Below are 26,687 nucleotides of genomic sequence, written 5' to 3'. Positions count from 1 at the left end.
CCCCTCAAGCATCGTTTCCGCGGAACGGAATCAAATAGGCTTCGTTTGATTAATGGAAGTAGTCCGATTTGGCCACTACGGCTTCGCAAAGTCGGGTTGCCGGCTTTGTCTTTTTTCCTTCCCTGGTGTTTAATCCGGCCTTACCTAATCTCATGGCTGGATACGTCTTATGAAATCCAAGGCACTAATAGAGCTCCTCAGTGATGGACAGGTCCACTCCGGGGAGGCCCTGGCCGAGAAGCTCGGAGTGAGTCGAACGGCGATCTGGAAACAGGCCCGGCGCGCGATGGATGACGGTGTTGAAATCGCTACCATCCGCGGTCGGGGGTATCAGCTTATGTCCCGGATTGATCTGCTCGACCGGGGCATGATTCTGGATAGTCTTGCGTCTGCGCGGAAAGAGCAGATTGTGCTTAAAGTGTTCGATGAGGTGGATTCAACGAATGCTGAAGTGGTCAGATTGATGGCGCATGGGGTCAATGGGGTCCCAGTGGTTATAGCCGACGGACAAACATCTGGCCGAGGGCGGCGAGGGAGAGTCTGGCAAAGTCCTCGAGGGGAAAACCTGTATTTGAGTATGGGGCTCACGTTTCATGGGGGCTTTGCGGTCCTGGATGGTTTAAGTCTGGTCTTGGGTGTCGCTGTTGCGAATGCTCTTGAGCGGCTAGGTGTGCCTGAGGTGGGACTAAAATGGCCGAATGATATTTTTCAGCCAGATGGTAAGCTCGGGGGTATTCTCGTTGAGCTCCAGGGAGAGCTGGAGGAGGGGGTGGTTCAAGTGATCGCCGGTATCGGTCTCAATGTGCATATGTCTCAGGCCGACCACGTTGATCAACCCTGGAGTAGTCTGGTTGGAGCATGTCCAGGGATCGCTTGGTCCCGTAACCAGATTGCCAGTAGTATTATCGATGCTGTCATCGATGCAGTCTCCTTGTTTTCCGATGTAGGGTTTGCGGACTTTCGTGAGCCCTGGCAGCGCCGGGATATCTTTATGGGTAAATTGCTTCAATCGAGAGGGGGAGACGTACAGGGTGTTGGTTGCGGTATTGACGAAACCGGAAACTATCAGATAAGAACTCAAACAGGCATCGTTCCGGTTCGGGCAGGTGAAATCAGTCTCCGGGTAATGCCATGAAACTCTTTATTGATTCCGGAAATACCCGCCTGAAATGGTGTCTCGATGATCGGGGAGGCCCGCTGGCATGTGGGACCGGATCCCTTGCGGACGAAAACCCATTGGCTGGCGCTGGAGACAGGCTCAGGGACGTTAAGAGTGTAGCCGTATCTACGGTTGCCTCTGAGCAAAGGCGAGCGCTGTTGAGCGAGCTACTTGCACGAGTATGCGCAGCGTCTGTGGATTTCTATTGGTCTGAGCGTGCCCGTAACGGCCTCGTTAATGCCTATCAGGATGTTGGGAAAATGGGAGCCGATCGATGGCATGCCATGTATGGTGCCTGGCTCGCACACAAACTGGGATATGTTGTGGTGGATGCGGGTAGTGCAATCACCGTCGATTACGTGGATCGGAGTGGTCAGCACCTGGGCGGCTATATCCTTCCGGGCCTGCAGATGATGTTGCGGAGCCTCAGGACAGATGCTGCACGAATCGACTTTGAAGCGCAGAGCGAATCGACTATCTATCCTGGCAAGAGTACGGGCGAATGCGTGAATCATGGGCTTTCCTGGCTGTTGTCAGCCATGATTCAGCGTCTCAATGCTGATGCTCGGAGATTAGCATTATCCGATGTGTTGGTGACTGGCGGAGACGCTGCGCGACTAATGGATCTTGGCTTGCCCGGCATGCTGTGTCCTGATCTTGTCCTCAAGGGTCTGCGGGCGATCCATGCTGAGGAAGCGTGCGAATGAGGCTGTTAGCGCTTTTGCTTTTGTTGCTCAGTGTGGCGCTCTATTACCTGCCGGCCCTGATTGGACCGTCTGGTGGTATGGCCAGTTTTGCGACCGGCAGTTTACCCAGAGTTGCTAGCTTGAAATCCCCGGAGCCGGACACCGCGGGGCGTGAGCATTTTTCCTCGCCGGTTCCGATAGTAAACTCCTGTGTGCGTCTCGGGTGGCTGGAAACTGCGGAGCGCGCACGAAACCTCCTAGATGGGCAGCCTCTTGCTGGCGAAACGGCTATCACGGTAGAGGAGGTCAACAGAGAGCTGCCGCCACTACATTGGATTCTGATTCCCCCTCAACCGGAGGATGTGGCGTTGAGGCAGTTTCGGGCAATTCAGCGGCAGGGTATCGATTCTTATCTGGTGACCGAAGGCGAGAACCGTAACGCCATCTCTCTCGGGTTGTTTGAATCACGTCAATCTGCAATATCCGTGCTCGAAGAAAAAAAACGCCAGAATCTTAATGCGGTACTGGTCAACTTCCCCCGAAATCAGATAAGCTACGCGCTCTCTTTTGAGGCAGAACCAGAGCTCGCTAACGAGTTGGTTCAGGCGGTTAAAGCGGATTACGGCAGCAATTTTGATTTCGTTGAAATTAGGCCTTGTGAAGGTGTTGCAACGCCAGAAAAAAATCCGTAGTATACCGCCCTCGCTGATGAGGCGAATGTGAGCTGGCGTAGCTCAGTTGGTAGAGCAGCTGACTTGTAATCAGCAGGTCGGGGGTTCGATTCCGTCCGCCAGCTCCACTTTTTAGTTTTGACGGGTTTGTGTATTCAAGCCCGACTCGGAGGGGTTCCCGAGTGGCCAAAGGGATCAGACTGTAAATCTGACGGCATCGCCTTCGCAGGTTCGAATCCTGCCCCCTCCACCACTAAATTGCTCGCGGGCATCGTATAGTGGCTATTACCTCAGCCTTCCAAGCTGATGACGCGGGTTCGATTCCCGCTGCCCGCTCCAGTTTATTTTGCAATGCTCATGTAGCTCAGTTGGTAGAGCACACCCTTGGTAAGGGTGAGGTCGGCGGTTCAAATCCGCCCATGAGCTCCATTATTTATCCGGTCAACGTTACGGTCCTGGTTGATTAGGGAGATTGGTCGAATGTCTAAGTCTAAGTTTGAACGTAATAAGCCGCACTTGAACGTGGGCACCATCGGTCACGTTGACCATGGTAAGACCACTCTGACCGCAGCGCTGACTCGTGTGTGTCACGAGGTGTTTGGCACTGGCGAGAGTCGTGCGTTTGACCAGATCGATAATGCGCCGGAAGAGCGTGCGCGTGGTATCACCATCGCGACGTCTCACGTTGAGTACGATTCTCCGACCCGTCATTATGCGCACGTGGATTGCCCGGGTCACGCTGACTATGTGAAGAATATGATCACTGGTGCGGCGCAGATGGACGGCGCTATCCTGGTTTGTTCTGCAGCTGACGGCCCCATGCCGCAGACTCGTGAGCATATCCTGCTGTCACGTCAGGTCGGTGTTCCTTACATTATCGTGTTCCTGAACAAGGCGGACATGGTTGATGATGAGGAGTTGCTTGAGCTGGTCGAGATGGAGGTTCGTGACCTGTTGAGTCAATATGACTTCCCTGGTGACGATACTCCGATCGTGACCGGTTCCGCGCTGATGGCCCTGGAAGGCAAAGACGACAACGAGATGGGTACTACCGCTGTCAAGAAGCTGGTAGAAGCTCTGGATGCTTATATTCCTGAGCCGGAGCGTGCGATTGATCAGCCGTTCCTGATGCCGATCGAGGACGTCTTCTCTATCTCTGGTCGTGGTACGGTTGTAACCGGCCGTGTTGAGCGTGGCATCATCAAAGTTGGTGACGAAGTGGAAATCGTTGGTATCAAGGATACCGTGAAGACCACTTGTACCGGTGTTGAGATGTTCCGCAAGCTGCTGGACGAAGGTCGAGCTGGTGAGAACGTTGGTGTTCTGCTGCGTGGTACCAAGCGTGACGACGTTGAGCGTGGTCAGGTTCTGTGTGTGCCAGGCTCCATCAAGCCGCACACTAAGTTCGAATGTGAAGTATACGTACTGAGCAAAGAAGAAGGTGGTCGTCATACTCCGTTCTTCAAGGGCTACCGTCCGCAGTTCTACTTCCGTACCACCGACGTAACCGGTTCTTGCGAACTGCCAGAAGGTGTGGAAATGGTAATGCCGGGTGACAACGTCAAAATGGACGTTACCCTGATTGCACCGATTGCCATGGAAGATGGTCTGCGTTTCGCGATTCGTGAAGGTGGTCGTACTGTAGGTGCCGGTGTCGTTTCCAAGATTATCGAGTAATTAGCTCGAGAGTAAGTGCGCTGAGTTGTTTCGGTGCAGGCCAGTAGCTCAATTGGCAGAGCAGCGGTCTCCAAAACCGCAGGTTGGGGGTTCGATTCCCTCCTGGCCTGCCATTTTTTAACATCCAGATACATAAGTTGATTCCTATGGAGTCAAAAGCCGTTCAGTCAACCAGCCGTTTCGATATCGTGAAGTGGTTGGTTGTTTTCGTTCTGATTGCCATCGGTGTGGTGGGAAATCAGTATTTTGGTGCCGAGTCTCTGCTGTACCGGGTTCTGGCTCTCGTGGCTTTGTCGGTTGTTGCGGCGCTTGTTGCCCTTCAAACCGATCGTGGTCGTCGTTTCGCGGCGCTGCTGAAAGAGGCGAGGGTAGAGATCCGGAAAGTGGTATGGCCCACCAGGCCTGAGCTCGTGCAGACGACAGCTATTGTTGTGGTTTTTGTGCTGGTTGTGGCTCTGTTGTTGTGGGGTATGGATTCGTTGATCAGTTTGCTGGTCGCCGGGTTTATCGGTTAACAGGAGTGGGCAATGGCTAAGCGCTGGTACGTCGTTCATGCGTATTCTGGCTTCGAAAAGCAGGTGATGCGCACTCTCAAGGAGCGTGTGGCGCTGCACGAGATGGAAGATCGTTTCGGTGATATCCTGGTTCCAACCGAGGAAGTCGTCGAGATGCGCGAAGGGAAGAAGCGCAAAAGTGAGCGCAAATTCTATCCCGGATACGTACTGGTCCAGATGGAAATGGACGATGCGACATGGCACCTTGTAAAAAATACTCCGCGGGTTCTTGGGTTTATTGGTGGCACAAAAGATAAACCTGCGCCGATTACTGAAAAGGAAGCAGAGGCGATCCTTCGCAGAGTTGAAAGTGGTTCAGACAAGCCTAAACCGAAAACGTTGTTTGAGCCTGGAGAAATTGTTCGTGTCATTGAAGGACCTTTTGCGGACTTCAATGGTGTGGTTGAAGAAGTTGACTACGATAAGAGTCGGGTCAAGGTTGCTGTCCTGATCTTTGGGCGTTCAACTCCGGTGGAGCTGGAGTTTGGGCAGGTCGAAAAAGACTGATCGGCAACAAAAAAGCTGAAAGCTCGCGCGCTCAAGCGACGCGGGCTTTTTGTGTCTGCTTCTGGCAGTTGTAACTACACGGGGAGCCGCAAGGCGATTGAACCCAAAGGAGAACTATTATGGCAAAGAAGATTGAAGCCTACATCAAGCTTCAGGTTGCTGCCGGCAAGGCCAACCCAAGTCCCCCCGTTGGGCCTGCATTGGGCCAGCGTGGCGTGAATATCATGGAATTCTGTAAGGCGTTCAACGCTCAGACGCAGGATATGGAGCCTGGGCTTCCAATTCCTACCGTGATCACTGTCTATAGCGATCGTAGTTTCACGTTTATCACCAAGACACCGCCCGCACCGGTCCTGCTGTTGAAGGCGGCTGGCATTAAGAGCGGTTCTGGTCGTCCGAATACCGAGAAAGTCGGTACGGTAACTCGTGAACAGCTTGAAGAAATTGCCAAAACGAAAGAGCCGGATCTGACTGCAGCCGATATGGATGCAGCAGTACGTACCATTGCAGGAACAGCCCGTAGTATGGGCCTGAACGTGGAGGGCCTGTAACATGGCAAAGCTGAGCAAGCGTCAAAAGCTTATTCGTGAAAAGGTAGACTCTGCACGTTCATATTCTGTCGATGAGGCAGTAGCGCTGCTGGTCGAGCTGGGTCAGAACGTTAAGTTTAAAGAATCTGTCGACGTTGCTGTCAACCTTGGTGTTGATGCGCGTAAATCGGATCAGGTTGTTCGTAGCAGTACGGTTCTGCCGCACGGCACCGGAAAGACTGTTCGAGTTGCTGTATTTACTCAGGGTGCCAATGCTGAGAAAGCAACAGCTGCCGGTGCAGATATCGTTGGTATGGACGATCTGGCGGATGAAGTTAAGAAAGGCAACATGGATTTCGATGTGGTTATCGCCACGCCGGACGCTATGCGTGTCGTTGGCCAGCTTGGCCAGATTCTCGGCCCGCGTGGCCTGATGCCGAACCCGAAGGTGGGTACTGTGACCCCTGACGTTGAGACTGCGGTCAAAAACGCCAAGGCTGGTCAGGTTCGTTACCGGACCGACAAAAACGGCATCATCCACGCACCGCTGGGTAATGTTGAGTTCTCTGCTCAGAACATCAAGGAAAACCTTGAGGCTCTGGTAGCAGATCTGAAAAAGGCCAAGCCATCGTCGGCGAAAGGTGTGTATCTCAAGAAGATCACCGTTTCTTCGACTATGGGCCCTGGCCTGACTATCGATCAGAGCGGTCTGGTTGTCTGACCTTCTGAACGATAGTTGCTTTGTAGTCTAGGCGGAAGCCAAGGCTGTCAAAGACCGCAGGCCCCTGAAGCGTTTCTGGTCCGATCGGAAACGCTGGAGGGGTTAAAGTAACGCCTGCGCAGACGGTGTGAAGACGTTCTCTCTGAACCCAAACACCGTTAGGAGCCCCGTGAGGGGTATATGTGGGTTTGCCGGGAAATTCCGGCGAAATCGAGGAGAAATCCAGTGGCAATTAGACTCGAAGACAAGAAAGCGATCGTCGCTGAAGTCAACGAGACTGCCGGTGGTGCCCTGTCTGTGGTTATGGCTGACTACCGTGGTGTTACCTCTGGTGACATGACGGCGCTTCGTGCCAAGGCTCGTGCCGAAAACGTGTGTCTGAAGGTTGTACGTAACAACCTGGCGAAGATCGCGATTCGTGGTACTGAGTTCGAGTGCATTGATGAAGCGTTGGTTGGTCCGACCATTCTGGCATTCTCTATGGAAGATCCGGGCGCGGCAGCGCGCCTGCTGAAGGATTTTGCCAAAGAGAAAGAAGCGTTCGAGATTAAAGGACTGGCCGTCGGCGGAGAGCTGATGGGTGCAGACCAGATCGATCGTCTTGCCAAGCTGCCAACACGTCACGAAGCGCTGACAATGCTGGCCGCTGTAACACAGGCACCGATCACCAAGCTGGCACGGACACTGAACGAAGTTCCTTCGAAAGTGACTCGTGCTGTAGCGGCAGTTCGCGACCAGAAGCAAGAAGCTGCTTGATTCTGTTGAACACCATTTTTTTATTTTTGGGAGAAAGTCATGGCTCTGTCTAACGAAGACATTTTGAATGCAATTGCTGAAATGAGCGTAATGGATGTTGTTGCGCTGGTTGAAGCAATGGAAGAGAAATTCGGTGTTTCTGCTGCTGCAGCAGTTGCTGCCGCTCCGGCCGCTGCTGGTGCTGGTGATGCTGGTGCTGAAGAGCAGACCGAGTTTGATGTTGTACTTACCGGTCCTGGTGAGAAGAAAGTAAACGTAATCAAGGCCGTTCGCGAACTGACCGGCCTGGGTCTGAAAGAAGCTAAAGAAATGGTCGACAGCGCGCCTTCCGTTATCAAGGAAGCAGCGAGCAAAGACGACGCTGAAGAAGCCAAGAAGAAGCTTGAGGAAGCAGGCGCTTCTGTTGAGCTTAAGTAAGAGTTGGCTGTTGATTGAAGCCGTGCGATAAGCATGGACAGGCTGGTGGCTTTGGGCCACCGGCCTTTTTCTGTTGTATATGCTATAGAGTCTGGTGAGCAATTGCAGGTTGATGTCAGATCTATAACCTACAGCCAGAGTCTTGTTCAAGACGGCGCGATAAGCCGAGCAATTCGGCCCCGAAGCAGAACAATGGTTGCTTCTTGATACCAGGTATCAGGTCTAAAGCTGGGGAATGCAGATGACTTACTCCTACACTGAGAAAAAGCGGATTCGCAAAGATTTTAGTAAATTGCCTTCCGTGATGGACGTCCCCTATTTGCTGTCTATTCAGCTGGATTCGTTCCGGGACTTCCTCCAAATGGAAGCCGCTCCTGAAGACCGCCGGGAAACCGGTCTTCACGCAGCATTCAAATCCGTATTCCCGATTGTCAGTTATTCTGGCAATGCCGCGCTCGAATACGTTAGTTACCGTATTGGCGAGCCGGTTTTTGATGTCAAGGAATGCCAGCTTAGGGGCGTAACCTATGCAGCGCCGCTGCGGGTGAAGGTCCGTCTTATCATTTATGATAAGGAGTCGTCGAACAAGGCGATCAAGGACATTAAAGAGCAGGAAGTCTACATGGGCGAAATGCCCCTGATGACCGAGAACGGTACCTTCGTTATCAATGGTACCGAGCGTGTTATTGTTTCCCAGCTCCACCGGTCACCGGGTGTATTCTTCGATCACGACAAGGGTAAGACCCACTCGTCAGGCAAGCTGCTGTATTCTGCCCGGGTGATTCCTTACCGTGGTTCCTGGTTGGACTTCGAATTCGATCCGAAAGACTCAGTATTTGTTCGAATCGATCGTCGTCGGAAACTTCCGGCGTCCATTCTTCTGCGTGGTCTTGGATACACATCCGAGCAGATGCTTGAGATGTTCTTCGAAACCAGTAAATTCAGCCTGGGCGCGGAAGTGTGCAAGCTGGAACTGGTGCCGAGCCGGCTGCGTGGCGACATCGCGACCTTCGATATCAAGGACAACGACGGCAACGTGATTGTCGAGGAAGGCCGCCGGATAACTGCTCGCCACATCAAGCAGTTGGAAAAAACAGGTATCAGCGAGCTGGAGGTGCCAACCGAGTACCTGTACGGCCGTGTTCTGGCGAAGGATATGATCGACCAGGCTTCTGGCGAAGTACTGGTAGAATGCAACTCCGAGCTCAGCGAAGAGCTAGTGACCAAGATTCTGGATGCAGGTGTGAAGGAAATAGAAACCCTTTACACGAATGATCTGGATTGTGGTCCGTTCATGTCTGACACCTTGCGGATTGATCCGACTCGCACGCCGCTCGAAGCGCTGGTTGAGATTTACCGCATGATGCGCCCGGGCGAGCCGCCTACCAAAGAGTCGGCGGAGAATCTGTTCAATAACCTGTTCTTCTCCGAAGAGCGGTATGACCTGTCTGCGGTAGGGCGAATGAAGCTCAACCGTCGCTTGCGCCGCGAGGAAAGTACCGGCGAGGGCATCCTGACCCATGAAGATATCATCGACGTTCTGAAGACGCTGATCGATATTCGTAACGGTCAGGGCAATGTGGACGATATCGATAACTTGGGTAACCGCCGTGTTCGCTGTGTTGGTGAAATGGCTGAAAACCAGTTCCGCGTCGGCCTGGTAAGGGTTGAACGGGCAGTTCGTGAGCGTCTGAGCCTGGCAGAAAGTGAAGGCCTGATGCCTCAGGATCTGATCAATGCCAAGCCAGTTGCGGCGGCAGTGAAGGAGTTCTTTGGCTCCAGTCAGTTGTCCCAGTTTATGGATCAGAACAACCCGCTTTCGGAAGTGACTCACAAGCGCCGTATCTCGGCCCTTGGTCCAGGTGGTCTGACCCGCGAGCGTGCCGGCTTTGAGGTTCGTGACGTACACCCGACTCACTACGGTCGTGTGTGTCCGATCGAGACGCCGGAAGGTCCGAACATCGGTCTGATCAACTCTCTGGCAACCTACGCCCGTTCCAACTCCTACGGCTTCCTTGAGAGTCCGTACCGTAAGGTTGTAGACGGCGTGGTCACTGATGAAGTGGTCTACCTGTCGGCCATTGAAGAAAGCAACTACGTTATCGCCCAGGCCAGCGCGGCCATGGACGAAAGCACTAAGCGCCTGACAGACGAACTCGTTACTGTTCGGCACCAGAACGAATTCACCGTTACTCCGCCGGAAAGCGTCAACTTCATGGACGTTTCTCCGCGCCAGGTAGTATCGGTTGCTGCGTCTCTGATTCCGTTCCTGGAGCATGATGATGCTAACCGGGCACTGATGGGTGCGAACATGCAGCGTCAGGCCGTTCCGACCCTGCGTTCTCAGGTGCCGTTGGTGGGTACAGGGGTTGAGCGCACGGTAGCACAGGACTCCGGTGTCTGTGTGACGGCGCGTCGTGGTGGTGTTATCGAGAGTGTGGATGCGGCCCGTATCGTGGTCCGTGTCAAAAACGAAGAAACCGAAGCGGGTGATGCAGGTGTGGATATCTACAACCTGACCAAATACACCCGTTCGAACCAGAACACCTGTATCAATCAGCGTTCCATTGTTCGTCAGGGCGATGTCATTGCTCGTGGTGACGTGTTGGCAGACGGCCCGTCCGTAGATCTGGGTGAGTTGGCGCTGGGTCAGAACATGCGCATCGCGTTCATGCCCTGGAACGGCTACAACTTTGAGGACTCGATCCTCATCTCAGAAAAGGTGGTTCAGGAAGACCGTCTGACGACGATCCACATCCAGGAACTGACCTGTGTGGCTCGGGACACCAAACTCGGAAGCGAAGAGATTACAGCGGACATTCCGAACGTTGGTGAAAGCGCGCTGTCCAAGCTGGATGAGTCTGGCATCGTTTACATCGGCGCAGAAGTGGGGCCTGGTGATATTCTGGTCGGCAAAGTGACGCCGAAGGGCGAGACCCAGCTGACGCCGGAAGAGAAGCTGCTGCGTGCGATCTTTGGTGAGAAGGCGTCCGATGTTAAGGACACCTCTTCCCGTGTGCCGACCGGTACCCGCGGTACCGTTATCGACGTGCAGGTCTTTACCCGTGATGGTATCGAAAAGGATCAGCGAGCCCAGTCCATCGAAAAAGAGCAGTTGGATCAGTATCGCAAAGACCTGAAGGACGAGTACCGGATTGTTGAAGGTGCGACGTTCGAACGTCTGATGAATGCGCTGAAAGGGCAGGAAGTGATCAGTGGACCTGGCCTGAAAAAAGGCCTGGCCCTCGAAGAAGGCTACCTCGCCGAGTTGCCGCGTTCCGACTGGTTCAAGCTCCGGATGAAAGACGAGAGCCTGAACGAGCTTCTTGAGAAGTCCGAGCAGGGTCTGGAGGATCGTAAGAAAGAGCACGAGGCCCGTTTCGACGACAAGAAGGGCAAGCTTCAACAGGGTGATGATCTCGCGCCGGGCGTCCTTAAAATCGTCAAGGTCTATCTGGCAATCAAGCGTCGGATCCAGCCGGGTGACAAGATGGCCGGTCGTCACGGTAACAAGGGTGTTATTTCCTCGGTAATGCCAATTGAGGACATGCCTTACGACGAGTATGGCAATACCGTTGACGTGGTGCTCAACCCGCTGGGTGTTCCTTCGCGGATGAACGTAGGTCAGGTGCTTGAGACACACTTGGGTGCGGCAGCCAAAGGACTGGGTGAGCGAATCAGTCAGATGCTGGATGAACAGCGTAAGGTGGCTGAGTTACGCAAGCTGCTGGATGAGATCTACAATCACTCAGATGAAGTTTTCAAGGTGGACCTGGATTCCCTGACCGATAAGGAAATCCTGGAAATGTGCCACAACCTTCGGGGCGGTGTGCCCATGGCGACGCCGGTCTTCGACGGCGCCAAGGAAGCCGAGGTCAAGCGTATGCTTGAACTGGCGGGAATGAGCACTACCGGGCAGACCAAGCTTTACGATGGTCGTACCGGTGATGCTTTTGATCGCCCGGTGACGGTTGGTTACATGTACATCCTGAAGCTGAACCACCTGATCGACGACAAGATGCACGCTCGTTCGACCGGCTCTTACAGCCTGGTTACCCAGCAGCCGCTGGGTGGTAAGGCGCAGTTTGGTGGCCAGCGCTTCGGTGAGATGGAAGTGTGGGCCCTCGAGGCTTACGGCGCAGCATACACGCTGCAGGAAATGCTCACCGTTAAGTCTGATGATGTGAACGGTCGGACCAAGATGTACAAGAACATTGTCGATGGCGATCATCGGATGGAGCCGGGCATGCCCGAATCCTTCAACGTTCTTGTCAAGGAAATCCGCTCGCTGGGTATCGACATCGAGCTGGAATCCGAGTGAGCCGAATTGTTTTTGGCAGCGTGAGCGGGTACGACCTGTGCCCGCCCGAGATTAACGCCATCCGGAGCTTTTACTGATGAAAGATTTGCTGAATCTTCTCAAGAGCCAGAACCAAAGCAAGGAATTCGACGCTATCCGTATTGGCCTGGCGTCGCCTGACATGATCCGTTCCTGGTCCTTCGGCGAAGTGAAGAAGCCTGAGACCATTAACTACCGTACCTTCAAGCCCGAGCGCGACGGTCTTTTCTGCGCCAAGATCTTTGGCCCGATAAAGGACTACGAGTGCCTGTGCGGCAAATACAAGCGCCTCAAGCATCGCGGTGTAATCTGCGAGAAATGTGGCGTTGAGGTTGCGCTTGCCAGTGTGCGTCGTGAGCGCATGGGGCACATCGAGCTGGCCAGCCCGGTAGCACATATCTGGTTCCTGAAGTCACTGCCGTCCCGTATCGGTCTGATGCTGGATATGACCCTGCGCGACATCGAGCGGGTCCTGTACTTTGAATCGTTTATTGTGATCGATCCGGGGATGACCACTCTGGAGAAGGGGCAACTGCTGAACGACGAGCAGTACTACGAAGCCCTTGAAGAATTCGGCGACGAGTTCGATGCGCGTATGGGTGCTGAAGCGGTCAAGGAGCTTCTCGAAGGAATCGACCTGCAGGAAGAGGTTGATGCACTGCGTGAGGAGATTCCTCAGACCAATTCTGAAACCAAGATCAAGAAATTCAGCAAGCGCCTGAAGATTCTTGAAGCGTTCCTGTACTCCGGTAACAAACCGGGCGATATGGTTATGACCGTGTTGCCGGTTCTTCCGCCGGATCTGCGTCCGCTGGTACCGCTCGATGGTGGCCGTTTCGCGACGTCTGACCTGAACGATCTTTACCGCCGTGTGATTAACCGGAACAACCGTCTCAAGCGCCTGCTGGAGCTGAACGCTCCGGACATCATCGTGCGCAACGAGAAACGGATGCTCCAGGAAGCCGTGGACGCACTGCTGGACAACGGTCGTCGTGGCCGGGCTATTACCGGCACCAACAAGCGTCCGTTGAAGTCTCTGGCTGACATGATCAAGGGTAAGCAGGGCCGCTTCCGTCAGAACCTGCTTGGTAAGCGTGTGGACTACTCGGGTCGTTCCGTGATCGTGGTTGGTCCCTACCTGCGTCTGCACCAGTGTGGTCTTCCGAAGAAGATGGCCCTGGAGCTGTTCAAGCCGTTTATTTTCTCCAAGCTGGAGCATCGCGGCCTGGCTACGACCATCAAGGCCGCCAAGAAGATGGTTGAGCGCGAGGAAGGCGTGGTCTGGGATATCCTGGATGAGGTCATCCGCGAGCATCCGATCATGCTGAACCGTGCGCCGACTCTGCACCGTCTGGGTATCCAGGCGTTCGAGCCGGTTCTGATCGAAGGTAAAGCGATCCAGCTGCACCCGCTGGTCTGTGCGGCCTACAACGCCGACTTTGACGGTGACCAGATGGCGGTACATGTACCGCTGACCCTCGAAGCTCAGCTCGAAGCCCGTGCGTTGATGATGTCTACCAACAACGTACTGTCTCCGGCTAACGGCGAGCCGATCATCGTGCCATCCCAGGACGTTGTACTTGGTCTGTACTACATGACCCGTGAGCGCAAGAGTGCCCTCGGTGAAGGCATGGTGTTTGCCGATGTTAAAGAGGCGCACCGGGCCTATGGTGCAGGCATGGTGGATCTCCAGGCAATTGTGAAGGTCCGGGTGAAAGAGGTATCGATTGCCGAAGACGGTTCGCGCTCAGAAGAGTACAAGATCGTTGAAACAACGGTTGGGCGAGCTCTGTTGTTTGATATCGTGCCAGATGGACTGTCCTATGAGCTTGTTAACAAGCCCATGGTCAAAAAGTCCATCTCCAACCTGATCAACACCTGTTACCGCGATGCCGGTCTGAAAGACACCGTGATCTTCGCAGATCAGCTGATGTATATGGGGTACCACTACGCCACCGTCTCTGGCATTTCGATCGGCTTCAACGATTTCGAGATTCCTCCGGAGAAGTACGAGCTGGTTGATGCGGCATCCGCAGAAGTAAAGGATATCGAAACCCAGTACGCGTCTGGTCTGCTGACCCAGGGCGAGAAGTACAACAAGGTTATTGATATCTGGTCTCGCGCCAACGATAAAGTCTCCAAGGCAATGATGGAGCGTCTGGCAAAAGAGCAGGTTATCGGGCCGGACGGGAAGCCTGTGAAAGGTGAAGACGGCAAAGACCTGATGCAGGAGTCGTTCAACTCGGTTTACATGATGGCGGATTCTGGTGCACGGGGTTCGGCCGCACAGATTCGTCAGCTTGCTGGTATGCGTGGCTTGATGGCCAAGCCGGATGGATCCATCATCGAAACGCCGATCACAGCGAACTTCCGTGAAGGTCTGAACGTACTGCAGTACTTCATCTCGACCCACGGTGCTCGTAAGGGTCTGGCAGATACGGCTCTGAAGACCGCTAACTCCGGTTACCTGACCCGTCGACTGGTGGATGTTTCACAGGATCTGGTCGTCACTGAGACCGATTGTGGTACCGATGAAGGCCTGCTGATGACGCCGCACATTGAAGGCGGCGACGTGGTCGTTCCCCTCGGTGATCGGGTTCTCGGTCGTGTTACTGCTCGTGATGCCTTTACACCGACCGACAAGGATAACGCGGTTATTTCCGCAGGTACTTTGTTGGACGAAAAGGCTGTTGAAACGCTTGAGCGTGCCGGTGTGGATGAGGTCTGGGTTCGCTCCGCGATCACCTGCGAAACCCGTCACGGTATCTGTTCTATGTGTTATGGCCGTGATCTCGCTCGTGGTCATGAGGTCAACGTTGGTGAGGCAGTGGGCGTTATCGCGGCACAGTCCATCGGCGAGCCGGGTACTCAGCTGACCATGCGTACGTTCCACATTGGTGGTGCGGCGAGTCGGGCATCTGCGGTCGACAATATCCAGGTCAAGCATGGCGGCACTGTTCGCCTGCATAACCTGAAGTCGATCGAGAAGAGCGATGGCTCCCTGGTAGTTATCTCTCGCTCCTCGGCATTGGCGATTGCGGATGATCAGGGTCGTGAGCGTGAATGGTACAAGCTCCCATACGGTGCAGTGCTTTCAGTCAAGAATGGCGATGCGGTAGAAGCTGGCGTTGTGGTTGCCAAATGGGATCCACACACCCACCCGATCATTGCCGAAGCGGGCGGTACTGCGAAGTTTGTCAACATGGATCAGGGCATCACCGTCCGTACCCAGACCGATGAACTGACCGGCCTGTCCACTATGGAGGTTATTGACCCCAAAGAGCGCCCTGCTGCTGGTAAGGATATTCGTCCGGCCATCCAGCTCATTGATGAGAAAGGCGAGGAAGTGCAATTGCCGGCAGGCGGTGCCGCAATCTTCTTCCTGCCGGCAAACGCGCTGGTGACCATGGCCAACGGTGCGAGGGTCGAGCTTGGTGATGTTGTGGCCCGTATTCCACAGGAAAGCTCGAAGACCCGGGATATTACAGGTGGTCTGCCAAGGGTTGCCGACCTCTTCGAGGCACGTCGTCCGAAGGAATCGTCCATCTTGGCTGAAATCAGCGGTATGGTCTCGTTCGGCAAAGAGACGAAGGGCAAAAAACGCCTGGTGATCACGCCAAAGGATGCGGATGCATACGAAGTGCTGATTCCCAAGCACCGACAGCTCAACGTTTTCGAAGGTGAGACCGTTGAGAAGGGCGAGGTGATTTCAGACGGGCCGTCCAATCCGCACGATATCCTCCGCCTTTTGGGCGTGGTTGAGTTGGCCAAGTACATCACCAACGAAATCCAGGACGTTTATCGTCTGCAGGGTGTTGTCATCAACGATAAACACATTGAGGTTATCGTTCGTCAGATGCTGCGTAAGGTCGAAATTACCGATCCGGGTGATACGACTCTGCTGTCCGGCGATCAGGTAGAAATTACTCAGGTGCTGGAAGAAAACGAGAAGGCTGAGGCCGCAGACAAGGAACCGGCAAGGTTCGATCGTCTGCTGCTGGGTATCACCAAGGCTTCCCTGGCTACAGAGTCGTTCATTTCCGCGGCTTCGTTCCAGGAAACCACCAGGGTACTCACCGAGGGTGCGGTTACCGGCAAGCGTGATTACCTGCGCGGCCTGAAAGAGAATGTTGTGGTTGGTCGACTGATTCCTGCGGGTACCGGTCTGGCCTACCATAGCGAACGTCGTCGCAAGCGTGAACTGGAAGAGCAGGGCGTGACCGCGGCGGATGTGGAAGAAGCGCTGAGTGCAGAGCTCAATCGCGAGAGCTGAGTTGGCGCACTGCCTCCGGGTAGTTACCTACCCGGGAGGTGGTTAAAAAGAGATCAGTCGTCTTGACTGTCCGGGGACGCAGGCTTACACTTGCGTCCCTTAAATTTTACCCCCTGCACAGGGGGTAAGTTTCATTGAAATGGTTTTTTGGAGTTTGCTTACATGGCAACGATTAATCAGTTGGTGCGTAAGCCTCGTAAGCGCAAGGTAGCCAAGAGCGATGTTCCTGCTCTTCAGGCCTGCCCTCAGCGCCGTGGTGTGTGCACTCGTGTATACACCACAACGCCGAAGAAGCCGAACTCAGCACTCCGTAAAGTGTGCCGTGTTCGTCTGACCAACGGCTACGAGGTTTCCTCATACATTGGTGGTGAAGGTCATAACCTTCAGGAGCACAGTGTTGTGCTGATCCGTGGTGGTCGAGTAAAAGACCTTCCGGGTGTGCGCTATCACACTGTTCGCGGAACGCTGGACACCCAGGGTGTGCAGAACCGTAAGCAGGGCCGCTCCAAGTACGGTGCAAAACGACCCAAGTCCTGATGTCCCTAGTGGATGTCTTTTATCGTTGCTTGTCAGAACGGTAAGAGTAAGGCTGAGTAGCATGTGCTATCTCAGGGGTTCCTGAAGACCTTTTAGATATATAAGGGCTTATCGATGCCTAGAAGAAGAGTTGCAGCTAAACGGGAGATTATCCCGGATCCGAAATTCGGCAGTGCACGTCTTGCCAAATTCATCAACCACGTGATGGAAAGTGGCAAGAAGTCTACGGCAGAGCGCATTGTTTATGGCGCTCTGGATATTGTTGCCGAGAAATCCAAGGAAGAGCCGATCGAGATGTTCGAGAAGGCGCTGGAGAGCATTCAGCCGATGGTTGAGGTTAAGTCCCGTCGTGTTGGTGGTGCTACGTACCAGGTGCCTGTCGAAGTGAGGCCTTCCCGTCAGAACGCGCTGGCCATGCGCTGGCTCGTAGAATTTTCACGGAAGCGCGGTGAGAAGTCCATGGCACAGCGTCTGGCTGGTGAAATCCTGGACGCCGCTGACAGCAAAGGCTCCGCTGTTAAGAAGCGCGAAGACGTTCACCGCATGGCAGAAGCCAACAAGGCGTTCTCTCACTTCCGTTTCTAATCAGCCGAGGTTTATACAGTGGCACGCAAGACTCCTATCAAGCGTTACAGAAACATTGGTATTTGTGCGCACGTTGATGCGGGCAAAACCACAACCACCGAGCGGGTGCTGTTTTACACAGGTATCTCCCACAAGATCGGTGAAGTTCATGATGGTGCTGCCACCATGGACTGGATGGAGCAGGAGCAGGAGCGTGGTATTACCATTACCTCTGCTGCGACTACAACATTCTGGCAGGGTATGGACAAGCAGTACCCGGAGCATCGGATTAACATTATCGATACCCCGGGCCACGTTGATTTCACCATCGAAGTAGAGCGCTCGTTGCGCGTGCTTGATGGTGCCGTTGTCGTGTTCTGCGGCTCCTCTGGTGTTGAGCCTCAGTCCGAGACTGTTTGGCGTCAGGCCAACAAGTACGAAGTTCCTCGTATGGTGTTCGTCAACAAGATGGACCGTGCCGGGGCGAACTTCCTGCGTGTGGTTGATCAGATCAAGCAGCGTCTGGGTGCAAATTGCGTCCCCATTCAGCTCCCGATCGGGGCTGAGGAAGACTTCGCTGGTATTGTGGACCTGATTCGTAACAAGGCCATTTACTGGAACGAAGCCGATGCTGGTGCCACCTACGAAGAAAAAGATGTGCCCGCGGAGATGGTGGACGATGTCGCCATGTATCGCGAGCAGATGGTTGAAGCAGCCGCAGAAGCCAACGAAGAGTTGATGGAGAAGTACCTTGATGAAGGTGAGCTTTCCGTCGAAGAGATCAAGAAAGGGCTGCGCATGCGTACCCTGGCTAATGAGATCGTGGTTGCGACCTGTGGCTCGGCGTTCAAGAACAAGGGCGTTCAGGCGGTTCTGGATTCCGTTGTTGAGTTCTTGCCAGCACCAGACGAAGTCAAGGCCATTCGTGGTGAAGTAGACGACGAAGGTACTGAAGAAACTCGTCCGGTTGATGATGAGGCTCCGTTTGCTGCTCTGGCATTCAAGATCGCTACCGACCCGTTTGTGGGCACGCTGACGTTCTTCCGGGTCTACTCAGGTAAGCTTGAGTCCGGTAACGCTGTTTACAACTCGGTCAAGAGCAAAAAAGAGCGTGTCGGCCGTATGGTGCAGATGCACTCCAAAGATCGCCAGGAAATCAAAGAGGTTCTGGCGGGCGACATCGCAGCTGCGATCGGTCTGAAGAGTGTTACCACCGGTGATACTCTGTGCGATGAGAATAATAAAATTATTCTCGAGCGTATGGAGTTCCCTGAGCCGGTAATCTCTGTGGCTGTTGAGCCGAAGTCCAAGGCAGATCAGGAGAAGATGGGTGTTGCTCTGGGTAAGTTGGCTCAGGAAGATCCGTCGTTCCGCGTTCGTACCGATGAAGAGTCCGGTCAGACCATTATCTCCGGTATGGGTGAGCTTCACCTTGATATTATCGTCGATCGCATGCGTCGCGAGTTCAAGGTAGAGGCCAACATCGGTAAGCCGCAGGTGGCGTATCGTGAGTGCATCCGCAAGCCGGTAGACGTTGAAGGTAAGTTTGTACGTCAGTCTGGTGGTCGCGGTCAGTACGGTCACGTTAAGTTGAAGCTTGAGCCTCTGCCTCTGGATGATGAGGACGGCGAAAACTTTATCTTCGTGAATGAGATTGTTGGTGGTGTTGTTCCTAAGGAATACATCCCGGCAGTTCAGCAGGGTATTGAAGAGCAGATGCAGAACGGCTGTCTGGCCGGTTATCCGCTGCTGCGTATCAAGGCAACCCTGTACGACGGTTCCTATCACGATGTCGACTCCAACGAAATGGCCTTTAAGGTCGCTGGTTCCATGGCAATGAAAAAGGGTGCTCTCGAGGCAAACCCGGCATTGCTCGAGCCGATTATGAAAGTTGAAGTTGTGACGCCGGAAGACTACATGGGTGACGTTGTTGGCGATCTTAACCGTCGTCGTGGTGTCATTCAGGGTATGGACGAAGGTCCTGCTGGAAAGGTCATCCGCGCAGAGGTTCCGTTGTCGGAAATGTTCGGTTACGCCACCGATCTGCGTTCTGCAACGCAGGGCCGGGCGTCCTACGCGATGGAGTTCTCTGGTTATTCAGAGGCCCCTTCGAACATTGCCGAAGCGATCATTAAAAAGGGTTGATCCCCAGGACTTAAGAAACAGTAAGAGGTGTAACCGTGTCTAAAGAAAAATTTGAGCGTAGTAAACCGCACTTGAACGTAGGCACCATTGGTCACGTAGACCATGGTAAAACCACTCTGACCGCCGCTCTGACTCGTGTATGTCACGAAGTTTGGGGTACAGGTACGGCCAGCGCGTTTGACCAGATCGATAATGCTCCGGAAGAGAAGGCTCGTGGTATCACTATCGCGACTTCCCACGTTGAGTACGATTCTCCGACCCGTCACTACGCGCACGTAGACTGCCCGGGTCACGCTGACTATGTGAAGAATATGATCACTGGTGCGGCGCAGATGGACGGCGCTATCCTGGTTTGTTCCGCAGCTGACGGCCCCATGCCGCAGACTCGCGAGCACATCCTGCTGTCACGTCAGGTTGGCGTACCTTTTATCGTCGTGTTCCTGAACAAGGCGGACATGGTTGATGACGAAGAGCTGCTCGAGCTGGTCGAGATGGAAGTTCGTGACCTGCTGAGTCAGTACGACTTCCCGGGCGACGACACTCCGATCGTAACCGGTTCTGCGCTGATGGCCCTGGAAGGCAAAGACGACAACGAGATGGGTACTACCGCTGTCAAGAAGCTGGTAGAAGCTCTGGATGACTACATTCCTGAGCCGGAGCGTGCGATTGATCAGCCGTTCCTGATGCCGATTGAGGACGTCTTCTCTATCTCTGGTCGTGGTACGGTTGTAACCGGTCGTGTTGAGCGTGGCATCATCAAAGTTGGTGACGAAGTGGAAATCGTTGGTATCAAGGATACCGTGAAGACCACTTGTACCGGTGTTGAGATGTTCCGCAAGCTGCTGGACGAAGGTCGTGCTGGTGAGAACGTTGGTGTTCTGCTGCGTGGTACCAAGCGTGACGACGTTGAGCGTGGTCAGGTTCTGTGTGTACCAGGCTCCATCAAGCCGCACACCAAGTTCGAATGTGAAGTATACGTACTGAGCAAAGAAGAAGGTGGTCGTCATACTCCGTTCTTCAAGGGCTACCGTCCGCAGTTCTACTTCCGTACCACCGACGTAACCGGTTCTTGCGAGCTGCCGGAAGGTGTGGAAATGGTAATGCCGGGTGACAACGTCAAGATGAGTGTTACCCTGATTGCTCCGATCGCCATGGAAGATGGTCTGCGCTTCGCGATTCGCGAAGGTGGCCGTACCGTTGGTGCCGGTGTAGTTGCCAAGATCATCGAGTAATCCGCTCGTTTGATCAGGAAAAAGGGGCTGATTCTTCAGCCCCTTTTTCTGTTTCAGTCGCAAAGCTCACCTGGCCCGGTCAATTAGCATAGCTGTTGACAGGGTTGGGTATTATGCATACAATGCGGCTCCTTTTTTTTGAAGGTCGGCTAACTAGTAGCTGCTACGAGTGGAGTTTGGTGCATCATGCAAAGCCAAAAAATTCGAATTCGGTTGAAGGCGTTTGATTATCGCCTGATCGACCAGTCCACGCAGGAGATTGTCGATACTGCTAAGCGGACCGGCGCTCAGGTGCGTGGTCCTATCCCTCTGCCGACGCGGAAGGAAAAGTACACTGTGTTGATTTCTCCGCACGTCAATAAAGACGCGCGTGATCAGTATGAAATTCGTACGCATAAGCGTTTGCTCGACATTGTTGAGCCGACGGAAAAGACAGTAGATGCTTTGATGAAGTTGGACCTGGCAGCAGGTGTAGACGTTCAGATCAGCCTCGGCTAATACCGCCCGGTATTAGTCTGTGTAACTGTCATAAGGCCATAGAGGGTGAGAGCCCCGTACACTTAAGAGGTGAAACATGGCAATTGGTGTTGTCGGTCGTAAGGCCGGTATGACCCGTATTTTTACGGAAGACGGGCAGGCGCTGCCCGTAACGGTAATCGAGGTTGAACCTAACCGCATTACCCAACTGAAAACTCTTGAAAGCGATGGCTACCGCGCCGTTCAGGTGACAGTCGGTACTCGTCGTTCCTCTCGTGTTACCAAGAGTGAAGCGGGCCACTTTGCGAAGGCTGGCGTTGAAGCCGGTCGTGGCATGTGGGAGTTCCGTCTTGCTGATGGTGAAGGTGAAGATCTTGCCGCTGGTGGCGAGATTACGGCTTCTGTATTCGAAGACGGTCAGGTGGTTGATGCCATCGGTCAGTCCAAGGGTAAGGGCTTCCAGGGCGGCGTAAAGCGCTGGAACTTCTCCATGCAGGATGCCACTCACGGTAACTCTCTGTCTCACCGTGCACCGGGTTCCATTGGTCAGAACCAGACTCCGGGCAAGGTATTCAAGGGCAAAAAGATGGCGGGCCAGATGGGTAATGCTCAGGTAACTGTGCAGAACCTGAAGATTGTCCGTGTCGACGCCGAGCGCAACCTGCTGCTGGTAAGTGGTGCCGTCCCCGGCGCAACTGGCGGCGATGTTGTCATCAAGCCTGCAGTTAAAGCCTGAGGAGCGGTGCGATGGAATTGACTATTACAGGTAGCGGCAAAGGAATCTCTGTTTCCGACGCTGCATTCGCCAAAGATTTTAACGAGTCGCTGGTTCACCAGGTGGTAACTGCCTATATGGCAGGTGCGCGTCAGGGTACCAAGGCTCAGAAGACGCGTTCCGAAGTTAGCGGTGGCGGTAAGAAGCCATGGCGTCAGAAGGGCACCGGTCGTGCTCGTGCCGGTACTATTCGTAGTCCGATCTGGCGTTCTGGTGGTGTTACCTTTGCAGCAAAGCCGCGTGGCTTTGAGCAAAAGGTTAACCGCAAAATGTACCGCGCAGCGATGCGCTCCATTTTTTCCGAGCTGGTTCGCCAAGAGCGCCTGGTTGTTGTCGACGAGATGAACGTTGATAGCCCTAAGACCAAGGCATTTAATGCGAAACTGAAGGATATCGGTGTGACCAATGCGCTGATTCTGTCCGACAGCGTCGAGCAGAACCTGCATCTGGCCTCACGTAATATTCCGCATGTTGATGTGCGCGATATTGCTGGTCTGGATCCGGTGAGCCTGGTTGCGTTCGAGAAGGTCGTTGTGACCGTTCCCGCTCTGAAGAAGATCGAGGAGATGCTGGGATGAATCAGGAACGTATTTACAAGGTCCTGCTTGGGCCGCACGTATCTGAAAAAGCTTCTCTGGTGGCCGAGCACGGCCAGGTAGTATTCCGGGTTGCCCCGGATGCAACCAAGCCCGAGATCAAGAAAGCCGTTGAGCAGCTGTTCAACGTCACCGTAGAAGGTGTTCAGGTTCTGAACCGCAAGGGTAAGCTCAAGCGTACTATCCGCGGGTTCGGCAAGCGTAATGACATTCGTAAGGCTTACGTCAAGCTGGCAGAAGGTCAGGACATCGATTTTCTGGATGTGGAATAAGGTAAAGGGGTCGTAATATGCCGATCGTCAAAACCAAGCCAACATCTGCCGGACGCCGTCACGTTGTAAAGCTTTACAACCCGGATCTGCACACTGGGCGCCCATACGAGCCGTTGGTAGAAAGAAAGAACAAGACGGGTGGTCGTAACAATGTAGGCCGCATTACAACCCGTCACACGGGTGGTGGTCACAAGAAACACTACCGCGTTATCGATTTTAAGCGGACTAAAGATGGTATTCCGGCGGTTATCGAGCGCCTCGAATACGATCCGAACCGCTCTGCGCACATCGCACTGTTGAAGTATGCCGATGGCGAGCGTCGTTACATTATCGCTCCCAAAGGTATGCAGATTGGTGATCCTGTGCGCTCCGGTATCGACGCACCAATCAAGGTGGGTAGCACGCTTCCTATCCGGAATATTCCGGTTGGTTCCGTTATCCATTGCGTCGAACTCAAGCCTGGCAAAGGTGCTCAGCTGGCTCGCTCTGCGGGCGCATCCGTACAGCTGGTTGCTCGGGAAGGTGCATACGCCACCATCCGCCTGCGCTCAGGTGAAATGCGTAAGGTGCTTGTAGATTGCCGTGCAACGCTGGGTGAAGTATCCAACAGCGAGCACAGTCTCAAGCAGCTTGGTAAAGCGGGTGCATCACGTTGGCGCGGCAAACGGCCAACAGTACGTGGTGTTGCTATGAACCCAGTTGACCACCCGCATGGTGGTGGTGAAGGGCGTACCTCTGGCGGGCGTCACCCGGTTACTCCGTGGGGTGTTCCGACCAAAGGGCATAAGACTCGTAAGAACAAGCGTACTGATAAGATGATAGTGCGTCGTCGTTCGGCCAAGTAAACGACTACATAGAGGTAATTGCTGTGCCACGTTCTTTAAAGAAAGGTCCTTTTATAGACCTGCATCTGTTGAAGAAGGTCGAGGCAGCTCTGGAAGCTAACGACAAGCGACCGATCAAAACCTGGTCCCGCCGGTCAACAGTATTTCCGGAGATGGTAGGCCTGACCATTGCAGTCCACAACGGCAAGCAGCACGTGCCGGTTTATGTCACCGAAGATATGGTAGGACATAAACTGGGTGAGTTCGCGGCAACGCGTACTTATCGTGGTCATGCGGCCGACAAGAAAGCTAAACGCTGATTCTGAGGTAATCGAAATGGAAGTAGCAGCCAAGTATAAGGGCGCTAACCTCTCAGCTCAGAAAGCACGTCTTGTCGCTGACCAAGTACGTGGCAAGGCTGTTGAGGATGCCCTGAACATTCTGACTTTCAGCCCGAAGAAGGCGGCGGTCGTGATCAAGAAAGCTCTTGAATCCGCCATCGCCAACGCTGAGCATAACGAAGGTCTGGACGTTGACGAACTGCGGGTTTCCACCGTAATGGTGGATGAGGGTCCGACGCTCAAGCGAATCAAAGCTCGAGCCAAGGGGCGCGCTGATCGAATTTTCAAGCGCACCTGCCATATCACCGTCAAGGTCGCCGACAAGTAGGAGATGCTCAGATGGGTCATAAAGTAAATCCAACCGGCATTCGCCTGGGTGTGATCAAAGAGCACAACTCAGTCTGGTATGCCGATAAGAAGGAATACTCCAAGAACCTGCTGAATGACATTCAGGTTCGTGAGTTCCTTGACAAGCGTCTGGTTAAGGCGTCTGTCAGCAAGATTGTGATCGAGCGCCCTGCTCAGAACGCCCGTATCACGATCCATACTGCCCGTCCCGGTATTGTTATCGGTAAGAAGGGTGAAGATGTTGATCGTCTGCGTCGTGAAGTCAGCGACATGATGGGTGTGCCTGTGCACATCAACATCGAAGAAGTCCGCAAGCCGGACCTCGATGCCCGCCTGGTAGCGCAAAACGTTGCCGGCCAGCTGGAGCGTCGTGTGATGTTCCGTCGCGCTATGAAGCGCGCGGTTCAGAACGCTATGCGCCAGGGTGCCAAGGGTATCAAGATCCAGGTCGGCGGTCGTCTCGGGGGTGCTGAAATTGCGCGTTCCGAGTGGTATCGCGAAGGTCGTGTTCCGCTGCACACATTGCGTGCAGATATTGATTACGCAACCTACGAAGCGCATACCACTTACGGCGTAATCGGCGTCAAGGTATGGATCTTCAAAGGTGAGATTCTTGGCGGTATGGAACAGGTCCGTGCTGACAAGAAAGCCTCTGGGAAGAAAGGTTCTAAGTAAAGGGGCACTCTTATGCTGCAACCAAAACGCACCAAATTCCGAAAGGTAATGAAAGGCCGTAACACTGGTCTTGCTCACCGCGCTAACAAGGTGAGCTTCGGTGAATACGGATTGAAGGCTACCAGTCGTGGGCGTATAACTGCGCGTCAGATTGAGGCAGCGCGTCGTACCATGACTCGCCGCATCAAACGGGGCGGTAAAATCTGGATCCGGGTATTCCCGGACAAGCCGATTACTGGTAAGCCGCTTGAAGTTCGAATGGGTAAAGGTAAAGGTTCTGTCGAGTATTGGGTGGCTGAGATTCAGCCGGGCCGCATGCTCTACGAGATGGAAGGTGTTTCCGAGGAAATCGCTCGTGACGCATTCACTCTCGCAGCGGCCAAACTGCCGGTACAGACCACCTTTGTAACGAGGACGGTGATGTGATGAAAGCAACAGAGCTGCGTGATAAGTCAGTCGAGGAGCTGAACAACAAGCTGATCGACCTCCTGAAGGAGCAGTTCAACCTGCGCATGCGCAAGGCGACGGGTCAGCTGAATCAGTCTCACCTTCTCGGCAAGGTGAAGCGCGAAATTGCTCGCGTGAAAACAGTATTGAATGAAAAGGCAGGACAGTGACATGACCGAAGCTACCCAAACTGCCAGAACTCTGAGCGGCAAGGTCGTGAGCAACAAGATGGAGAAGTCCATTGTGGTGCTGGTCGAGCGTCAGGTGAAACACCCGCTGTACGGTAAGTACATGAAACGTTCAACCAAGATCCACGCTCACGATGAGAGCAATCAGTGCAACATTGGTGACACTGTGACCATCCAGGAAACCCGTCCGGTCTCGAAGACCAAGAGTTGGGCCCTGGTGGAAGTCATCGAACGTGCATCTAAGGTGTAATTCGCCCGGAGAACAACCATGATTCAGACTCAAACAATGCTTGAAGTCGCGGATAACAGCGGTGCGCGTCAGGTGATGTGCATCAAGGTCCTGGGCGGTTCACACAGGCGTTATGCCAGCGTTGGGGATGTCATCAAGGTGACCGTAAAGGAAGCCATCCCCCGCGGTAAGGTGAAGAAAGGCCAGGTCCTGAAAGCTGTCGTGGTGCGCACTCGTAAGGGTGTACGTCGTCCCGACGGTTCGCTGATCCGTTTCGACGGAAACGCGGCAGTACTTCTGAACAATCAGGACGCTCCTATTGGTACCCGTATCTTCGGACCGGTTACCCGTGAACTGCGAAATGAGAAGTTCATGAAAATTATCTCACTGGCACCCGAAGTACTTTAAAGGACCAGAGGCCGGTTATGAAAAAGATCAAACGAGATGACGAAGTAATCGTCACCACGGGGAAAGATAAAGGCAAACGTGGTAAAGTCCTGAAGGTTCAGGACGATGGCCGCATGGTTGTTTCTGGGATCAACATGATCAAGAAGCACACCAAGCCAAACCCGATGCTGGGCACCCCAGGTGGCATCGTCGAAAAAGAAGCGCCTATCCAGGCTTCCAACGTGGCTATTTTTAATCCGCAGACCGGCAAAGCCGATCGTGTAGGCTTCCAGATCAAGGAAGACGGCGCGAAAGTGCGGATCTTTAAGTCCACGAACGAAGCTGTCGATAACCAGTAAG

The 26,687-nt window shown here is 53.9% G+C and carries 29 protein-coding genes and 5 tRNA genes; all 34 read left to right on the top strand.

Annotation, left to right across the window (positions count from 1 at the left end):
• Positions 1–169 precede the first annotated feature (169 nt).
• The 34 genes from KO499_RS01650 to rplX all read left to right on the top strand — a co-directional run bounded on the left by KO499_RS01650 (position 170) and on the right by rplX (position 26,686).
• Positions 170–1,135, top strand: a complete 966-nt coding sequence (locus KO499_RS01650) for a biotin--[acetyl-CoA-carboxylase] ligase (protein WP_215981999.1) — start codon at positions 170–172, stop codon at positions 1,133–1,135.
• Positions 1,132–1,866, top strand: coding sequence for a type III pantothenate kinase (locus tag KO499_RS01645; protein ID WP_215981998.1), 735 nt, complete (start codon positions 1,132–1,134; stop codon positions 1,864–1,866). The genes KO499_RS01650 and KO499_RS01645 overlap by 4 nt, the downstream gene beginning before the upstream one ends.
• Complete coding sequence (locus KO499_RS01640) at positions 1,863–2,537, top strand: hypothetical protein (protein ID WP_228339712.1); 675 nt, start codon at positions 1,863–1,865, stop codon at positions 2,535–2,537. Before KO499_RS01645 ends, KO499_RS01640 begins: the two co-directional genes overlap by 4 nt.
• Positions 2,538–2,568: 31 nt before the next feature.
• A tRNA-Thr gene (locus KO499_RS01635) sits at positions 2,569–2,644 on the top strand.
• 40 nt (positions 2,645–2,684) lie between these two features.
• Positions 2,685–2,769: transfer RNA gene (locus KO499_RS01630), tRNA-Tyr, on the top strand.
• Positions 2,770–2,780: 11 nt separating this feature from the next.
• A tRNA-Gly gene (locus KO499_RS01625) sits at positions 2,781–2,855 on the top strand.
• Between the two features lie 14 nt (positions 2,856–2,869).
• Positions 2,870–2,945 (top strand) — tRNA-Thr (locus tag KO499_RS01620).
• A 51-nt stretch (positions 2,946–2,996) separates the two neighbouring features.
• Complete coding sequence (gene tuf, locus KO499_RS01615; protein WP_215981997.1) at positions 2,997–4,193, top strand: elongation factor Tu; 1,197 nt, start codon at positions 2,997–2,999, stop codon at positions 4,191–4,193.
• A 37-nt stretch (positions 4,194–4,230) separates the two neighbouring features.
• A tRNA-Trp gene (locus tag KO499_RS01610) sits at positions 4,231–4,306 on the top strand.
• A 33-nt stretch (positions 4,307–4,339) separates the two neighbouring features.
• On the top strand, positions 4,340–4,708 hold the full coding sequence (gene secE, locus KO499_RS01605) for a preprotein translocase subunit SecE (protein ID WP_215981996.1): 369 nt from the start codon (positions 4,340–4,342) through the stop codon (positions 4,706–4,708).
• Between the two features lie 12 nt (positions 4,709–4,720).
• Complete coding sequence (gene nusG, locus KO499_RS01600; RefSeq protein WP_215981995.1) at positions 4,721–5,254, top strand: transcription termination/antitermination protein NusG; 534 nt, start codon at positions 4,721–4,723, stop codon at positions 5,252–5,254.
• Between the two features lie 119 nt (positions 5,255–5,373).
• The gene (gene rplK / locus KO499_RS01595; RefSeq protein WP_008174831.1) at positions 5,374–5,805 is read left to right on the top strand and encodes a 50S ribosomal protein L11; all 432 of its coding nucleotides are present in this window, start codon (positions 5,374–5,376) and stop codon (positions 5,803–5,805) included.
• 1 nt (position 5,806) lies between these two features.
• Complete coding sequence (gene rplA / locus KO499_RS01590; RefSeq protein WP_215981994.1) at positions 5,807–6,505, top strand: 50S ribosomal protein L1; 699 nt, start codon at positions 5,807–5,809, stop codon at positions 6,503–6,505.
• Between the two features lie 225 nt (positions 6,506–6,730).
• Positions 6,731–7,261 (top strand): 50S ribosomal protein L10, encoded by a 531-nt coding sequence (rplJ, locus tag KO499_RS01585; protein WP_215981993.1) that lies wholly within the window; start codon positions 6,731–6,733, stop codon positions 7,259–7,261.
• Positions 7,262–7,300: 39 nt separating this feature from the next.
• Complete coding sequence (gene rplL, locus KO499_RS01580; protein WP_215981992.1) at positions 7,301–7,678, top strand: 50S ribosomal protein L7/L12; 378 nt, start codon at positions 7,301–7,303, stop codon at positions 7,676–7,678.
• A 241-nt stretch (positions 7,679–7,919) separates the two neighbouring features.
• On the top strand, positions 7,920–11,999 hold the full coding sequence (gene rpoB / locus KO499_RS01575; protein ID WP_215981991.1) for a DNA-directed RNA polymerase subunit beta: 4,080 nt from the start codon (positions 7,920–7,922) through the stop codon (positions 11,997–11,999).
• Positions 12,000–12,075: 76 nt separating this feature from the next.
• Positions 12,076–16,290, top strand: a complete 4,215-nt coding sequence (rpoC, locus tag KO499_RS01570; protein WP_215981990.1) for a DNA-directed RNA polymerase subunit beta' — start codon at positions 12,076–12,078, stop codon at positions 16,288–16,290.
• A gap of 162 nt (positions 16,291–16,452) precedes the next feature.
• Complete coding sequence (rpsL, locus tag KO499_RS01565; RefSeq protein ID WP_008174844.1) at positions 16,453–16,827, top strand: 30S ribosomal protein S12; 375 nt, start codon at positions 16,453–16,455, stop codon at positions 16,825–16,827.
• Positions 16,828–16,941: 114 nt separating this feature from the next.
• The gene (gene rpsG, locus KO499_RS01560; RefSeq protein WP_215981989.1) at positions 16,942–17,412 is read left to right on the top strand and encodes a 30S ribosomal protein S7; all 471 of its coding nucleotides are present in this window, start codon (positions 16,942–16,944) and stop codon (positions 17,410–17,412) included.
• Between the two features lie 18 nt (positions 17,413–17,430).
• Complete coding sequence (fusA, locus tag KO499_RS01555; protein WP_215981988.1) at positions 17,431–19,536, top strand: elongation factor G; 2,106 nt, start codon at positions 17,431–17,433, stop codon at positions 19,534–19,536.
• Positions 19,537–19,571: 35 nt separating this feature from the next.
• A complete protein-coding gene (gene tuf / locus KO499_RS01550) occupies positions 19,572–20,768 on the top strand; it encodes an elongation factor Tu (RefSeq protein WP_215981987.1) in 1,197 nt (398 codons plus the stop codon).
• Between the two features lie 186 nt (positions 20,769–20,954).
• On the top strand, positions 20,955–21,266 hold the full coding sequence (gene rpsJ / locus KO499_RS01545) for a 30S ribosomal protein S10 (protein ID WP_004580743.1): 312 nt from the start codon (positions 20,955–20,957) through the stop codon (positions 21,264–21,266).
• A gap of 76 nt (positions 21,267–21,342) precedes the next feature.
• On the top strand, positions 21,343–21,981 hold the full coding sequence (rplC, locus tag KO499_RS01540) for a 50S ribosomal protein L3 (protein WP_008174858.1): 639 nt from the start codon (positions 21,343–21,345) through the stop codon (positions 21,979–21,981).
• 11 nt (positions 21,982–21,992) lie between these two features.
• Positions 21,993–22,598, top strand: coding sequence for a 50S ribosomal protein L4 (gene rplD / locus KO499_RS01535; RefSeq protein WP_215981986.1), 606 nt, complete (start codon positions 21,993–21,995; stop codon positions 22,596–22,598).
• Entirely contained in the window at positions 22,595–22,888 is a 294-nt protein-coding gene (gene rplW, locus KO499_RS01530) for a 50S ribosomal protein L23 (protein WP_041341428.1), read from the top strand. Before rplD ends, rplW begins: the two co-directional genes overlap by 4 nt.
• Before the next feature lie 17 nt (positions 22,889–22,905).
• Complete coding sequence (rplB, locus tag KO499_RS01525; protein WP_215981985.1) at positions 22,906–23,733, top strand: 50S ribosomal protein L2; 828 nt, start codon at positions 22,906–22,908, stop codon at positions 23,731–23,733.
• A gap of 23 nt (positions 23,734–23,756) precedes the next feature.
• Positions 23,757–24,032: a 30S ribosomal protein S19 gene (gene rpsS / locus KO499_RS01520; RefSeq protein ID WP_007154011.1), complete on the top strand. Its 276-nt coding sequence runs from the start codon at positions 23,757–23,759 to the stop codon at positions 24,030–24,032.
• Positions 24,033–24,048: 16 nt separating this feature from the next.
• Complete coding sequence (gene rplV / locus KO499_RS01515) at positions 24,049–24,381, top strand: 50S ribosomal protein L22 (protein ID WP_008174870.1); 333 nt, start codon at positions 24,049–24,051, stop codon at positions 24,379–24,381.
• An 11-nt stretch (positions 24,382–24,392) separates the two neighbouring features.
• A complete protein-coding gene (gene rpsC / locus KO499_RS01510; RefSeq protein ID WP_008174872.1) occupies positions 24,393–25,076 on the top strand; it encodes a 30S ribosomal protein S3 in 684 nt (227 codons plus the stop codon).
• A 12-nt stretch (positions 25,077–25,088) separates the two neighbouring features.
• Positions 25,089–25,502, top strand: coding sequence for a 50S ribosomal protein L16 (gene rplP, locus KO499_RS01505; RefSeq protein WP_008174875.1), 414 nt, complete (start codon positions 25,089–25,091; stop codon positions 25,500–25,502).
• Positions 25,502–25,693, top strand: a complete 192-nt coding sequence (gene rpmC / locus KO499_RS01500) for a 50S ribosomal protein L29 (protein WP_215981984.1) — start codon at positions 25,502–25,504, stop codon at positions 25,691–25,693. The genes rplP and rpmC overlap by 1 nt, the downstream gene beginning before the upstream one ends.
• A 1-nt stretch (position 25,694) precedes the next feature.
• The gene (gene rpsQ, locus KO499_RS01495; protein ID WP_215981983.1) at positions 25,695–25,961 is read left to right on the top strand and encodes a 30S ribosomal protein S17; all 267 of its coding nucleotides are present in this window, start codon (positions 25,695–25,697) and stop codon (positions 25,959–25,961) included.
• 18 nt (positions 25,962–25,979) lie between these two features.
• Complete coding sequence (gene rplN, locus KO499_RS01490; RefSeq protein WP_012139776.1) at positions 25,980–26,348, top strand: 50S ribosomal protein L14; 369 nt, start codon at positions 25,980–25,982, stop codon at positions 26,346–26,348.
• Between the two features lie 17 nt (positions 26,349–26,365).
• Positions 26,366–26,686, top strand: coding sequence for a 50S ribosomal protein L24 (gene rplX / locus KO499_RS01485; RefSeq protein WP_069185083.1), 321 nt, complete (start codon positions 26,366–26,368; stop codon positions 26,684–26,686).
• Position 26,687 lies beyond the last annotated feature (1 nt).

The sequence above is a fragment of the Marinobacter sp. F3R08 genome (genome assembly GCF_018860425.1).
In the GTDB taxonomy this organism is placed as follows: domain Bacteria; phylum Pseudomonadota; class Gammaproteobacteria; order Pseudomonadales; family Oleiphilaceae; genus Marinobacter.
This window is presented reverse-complemented; position numbering and strand designations above follow the sequence as displayed.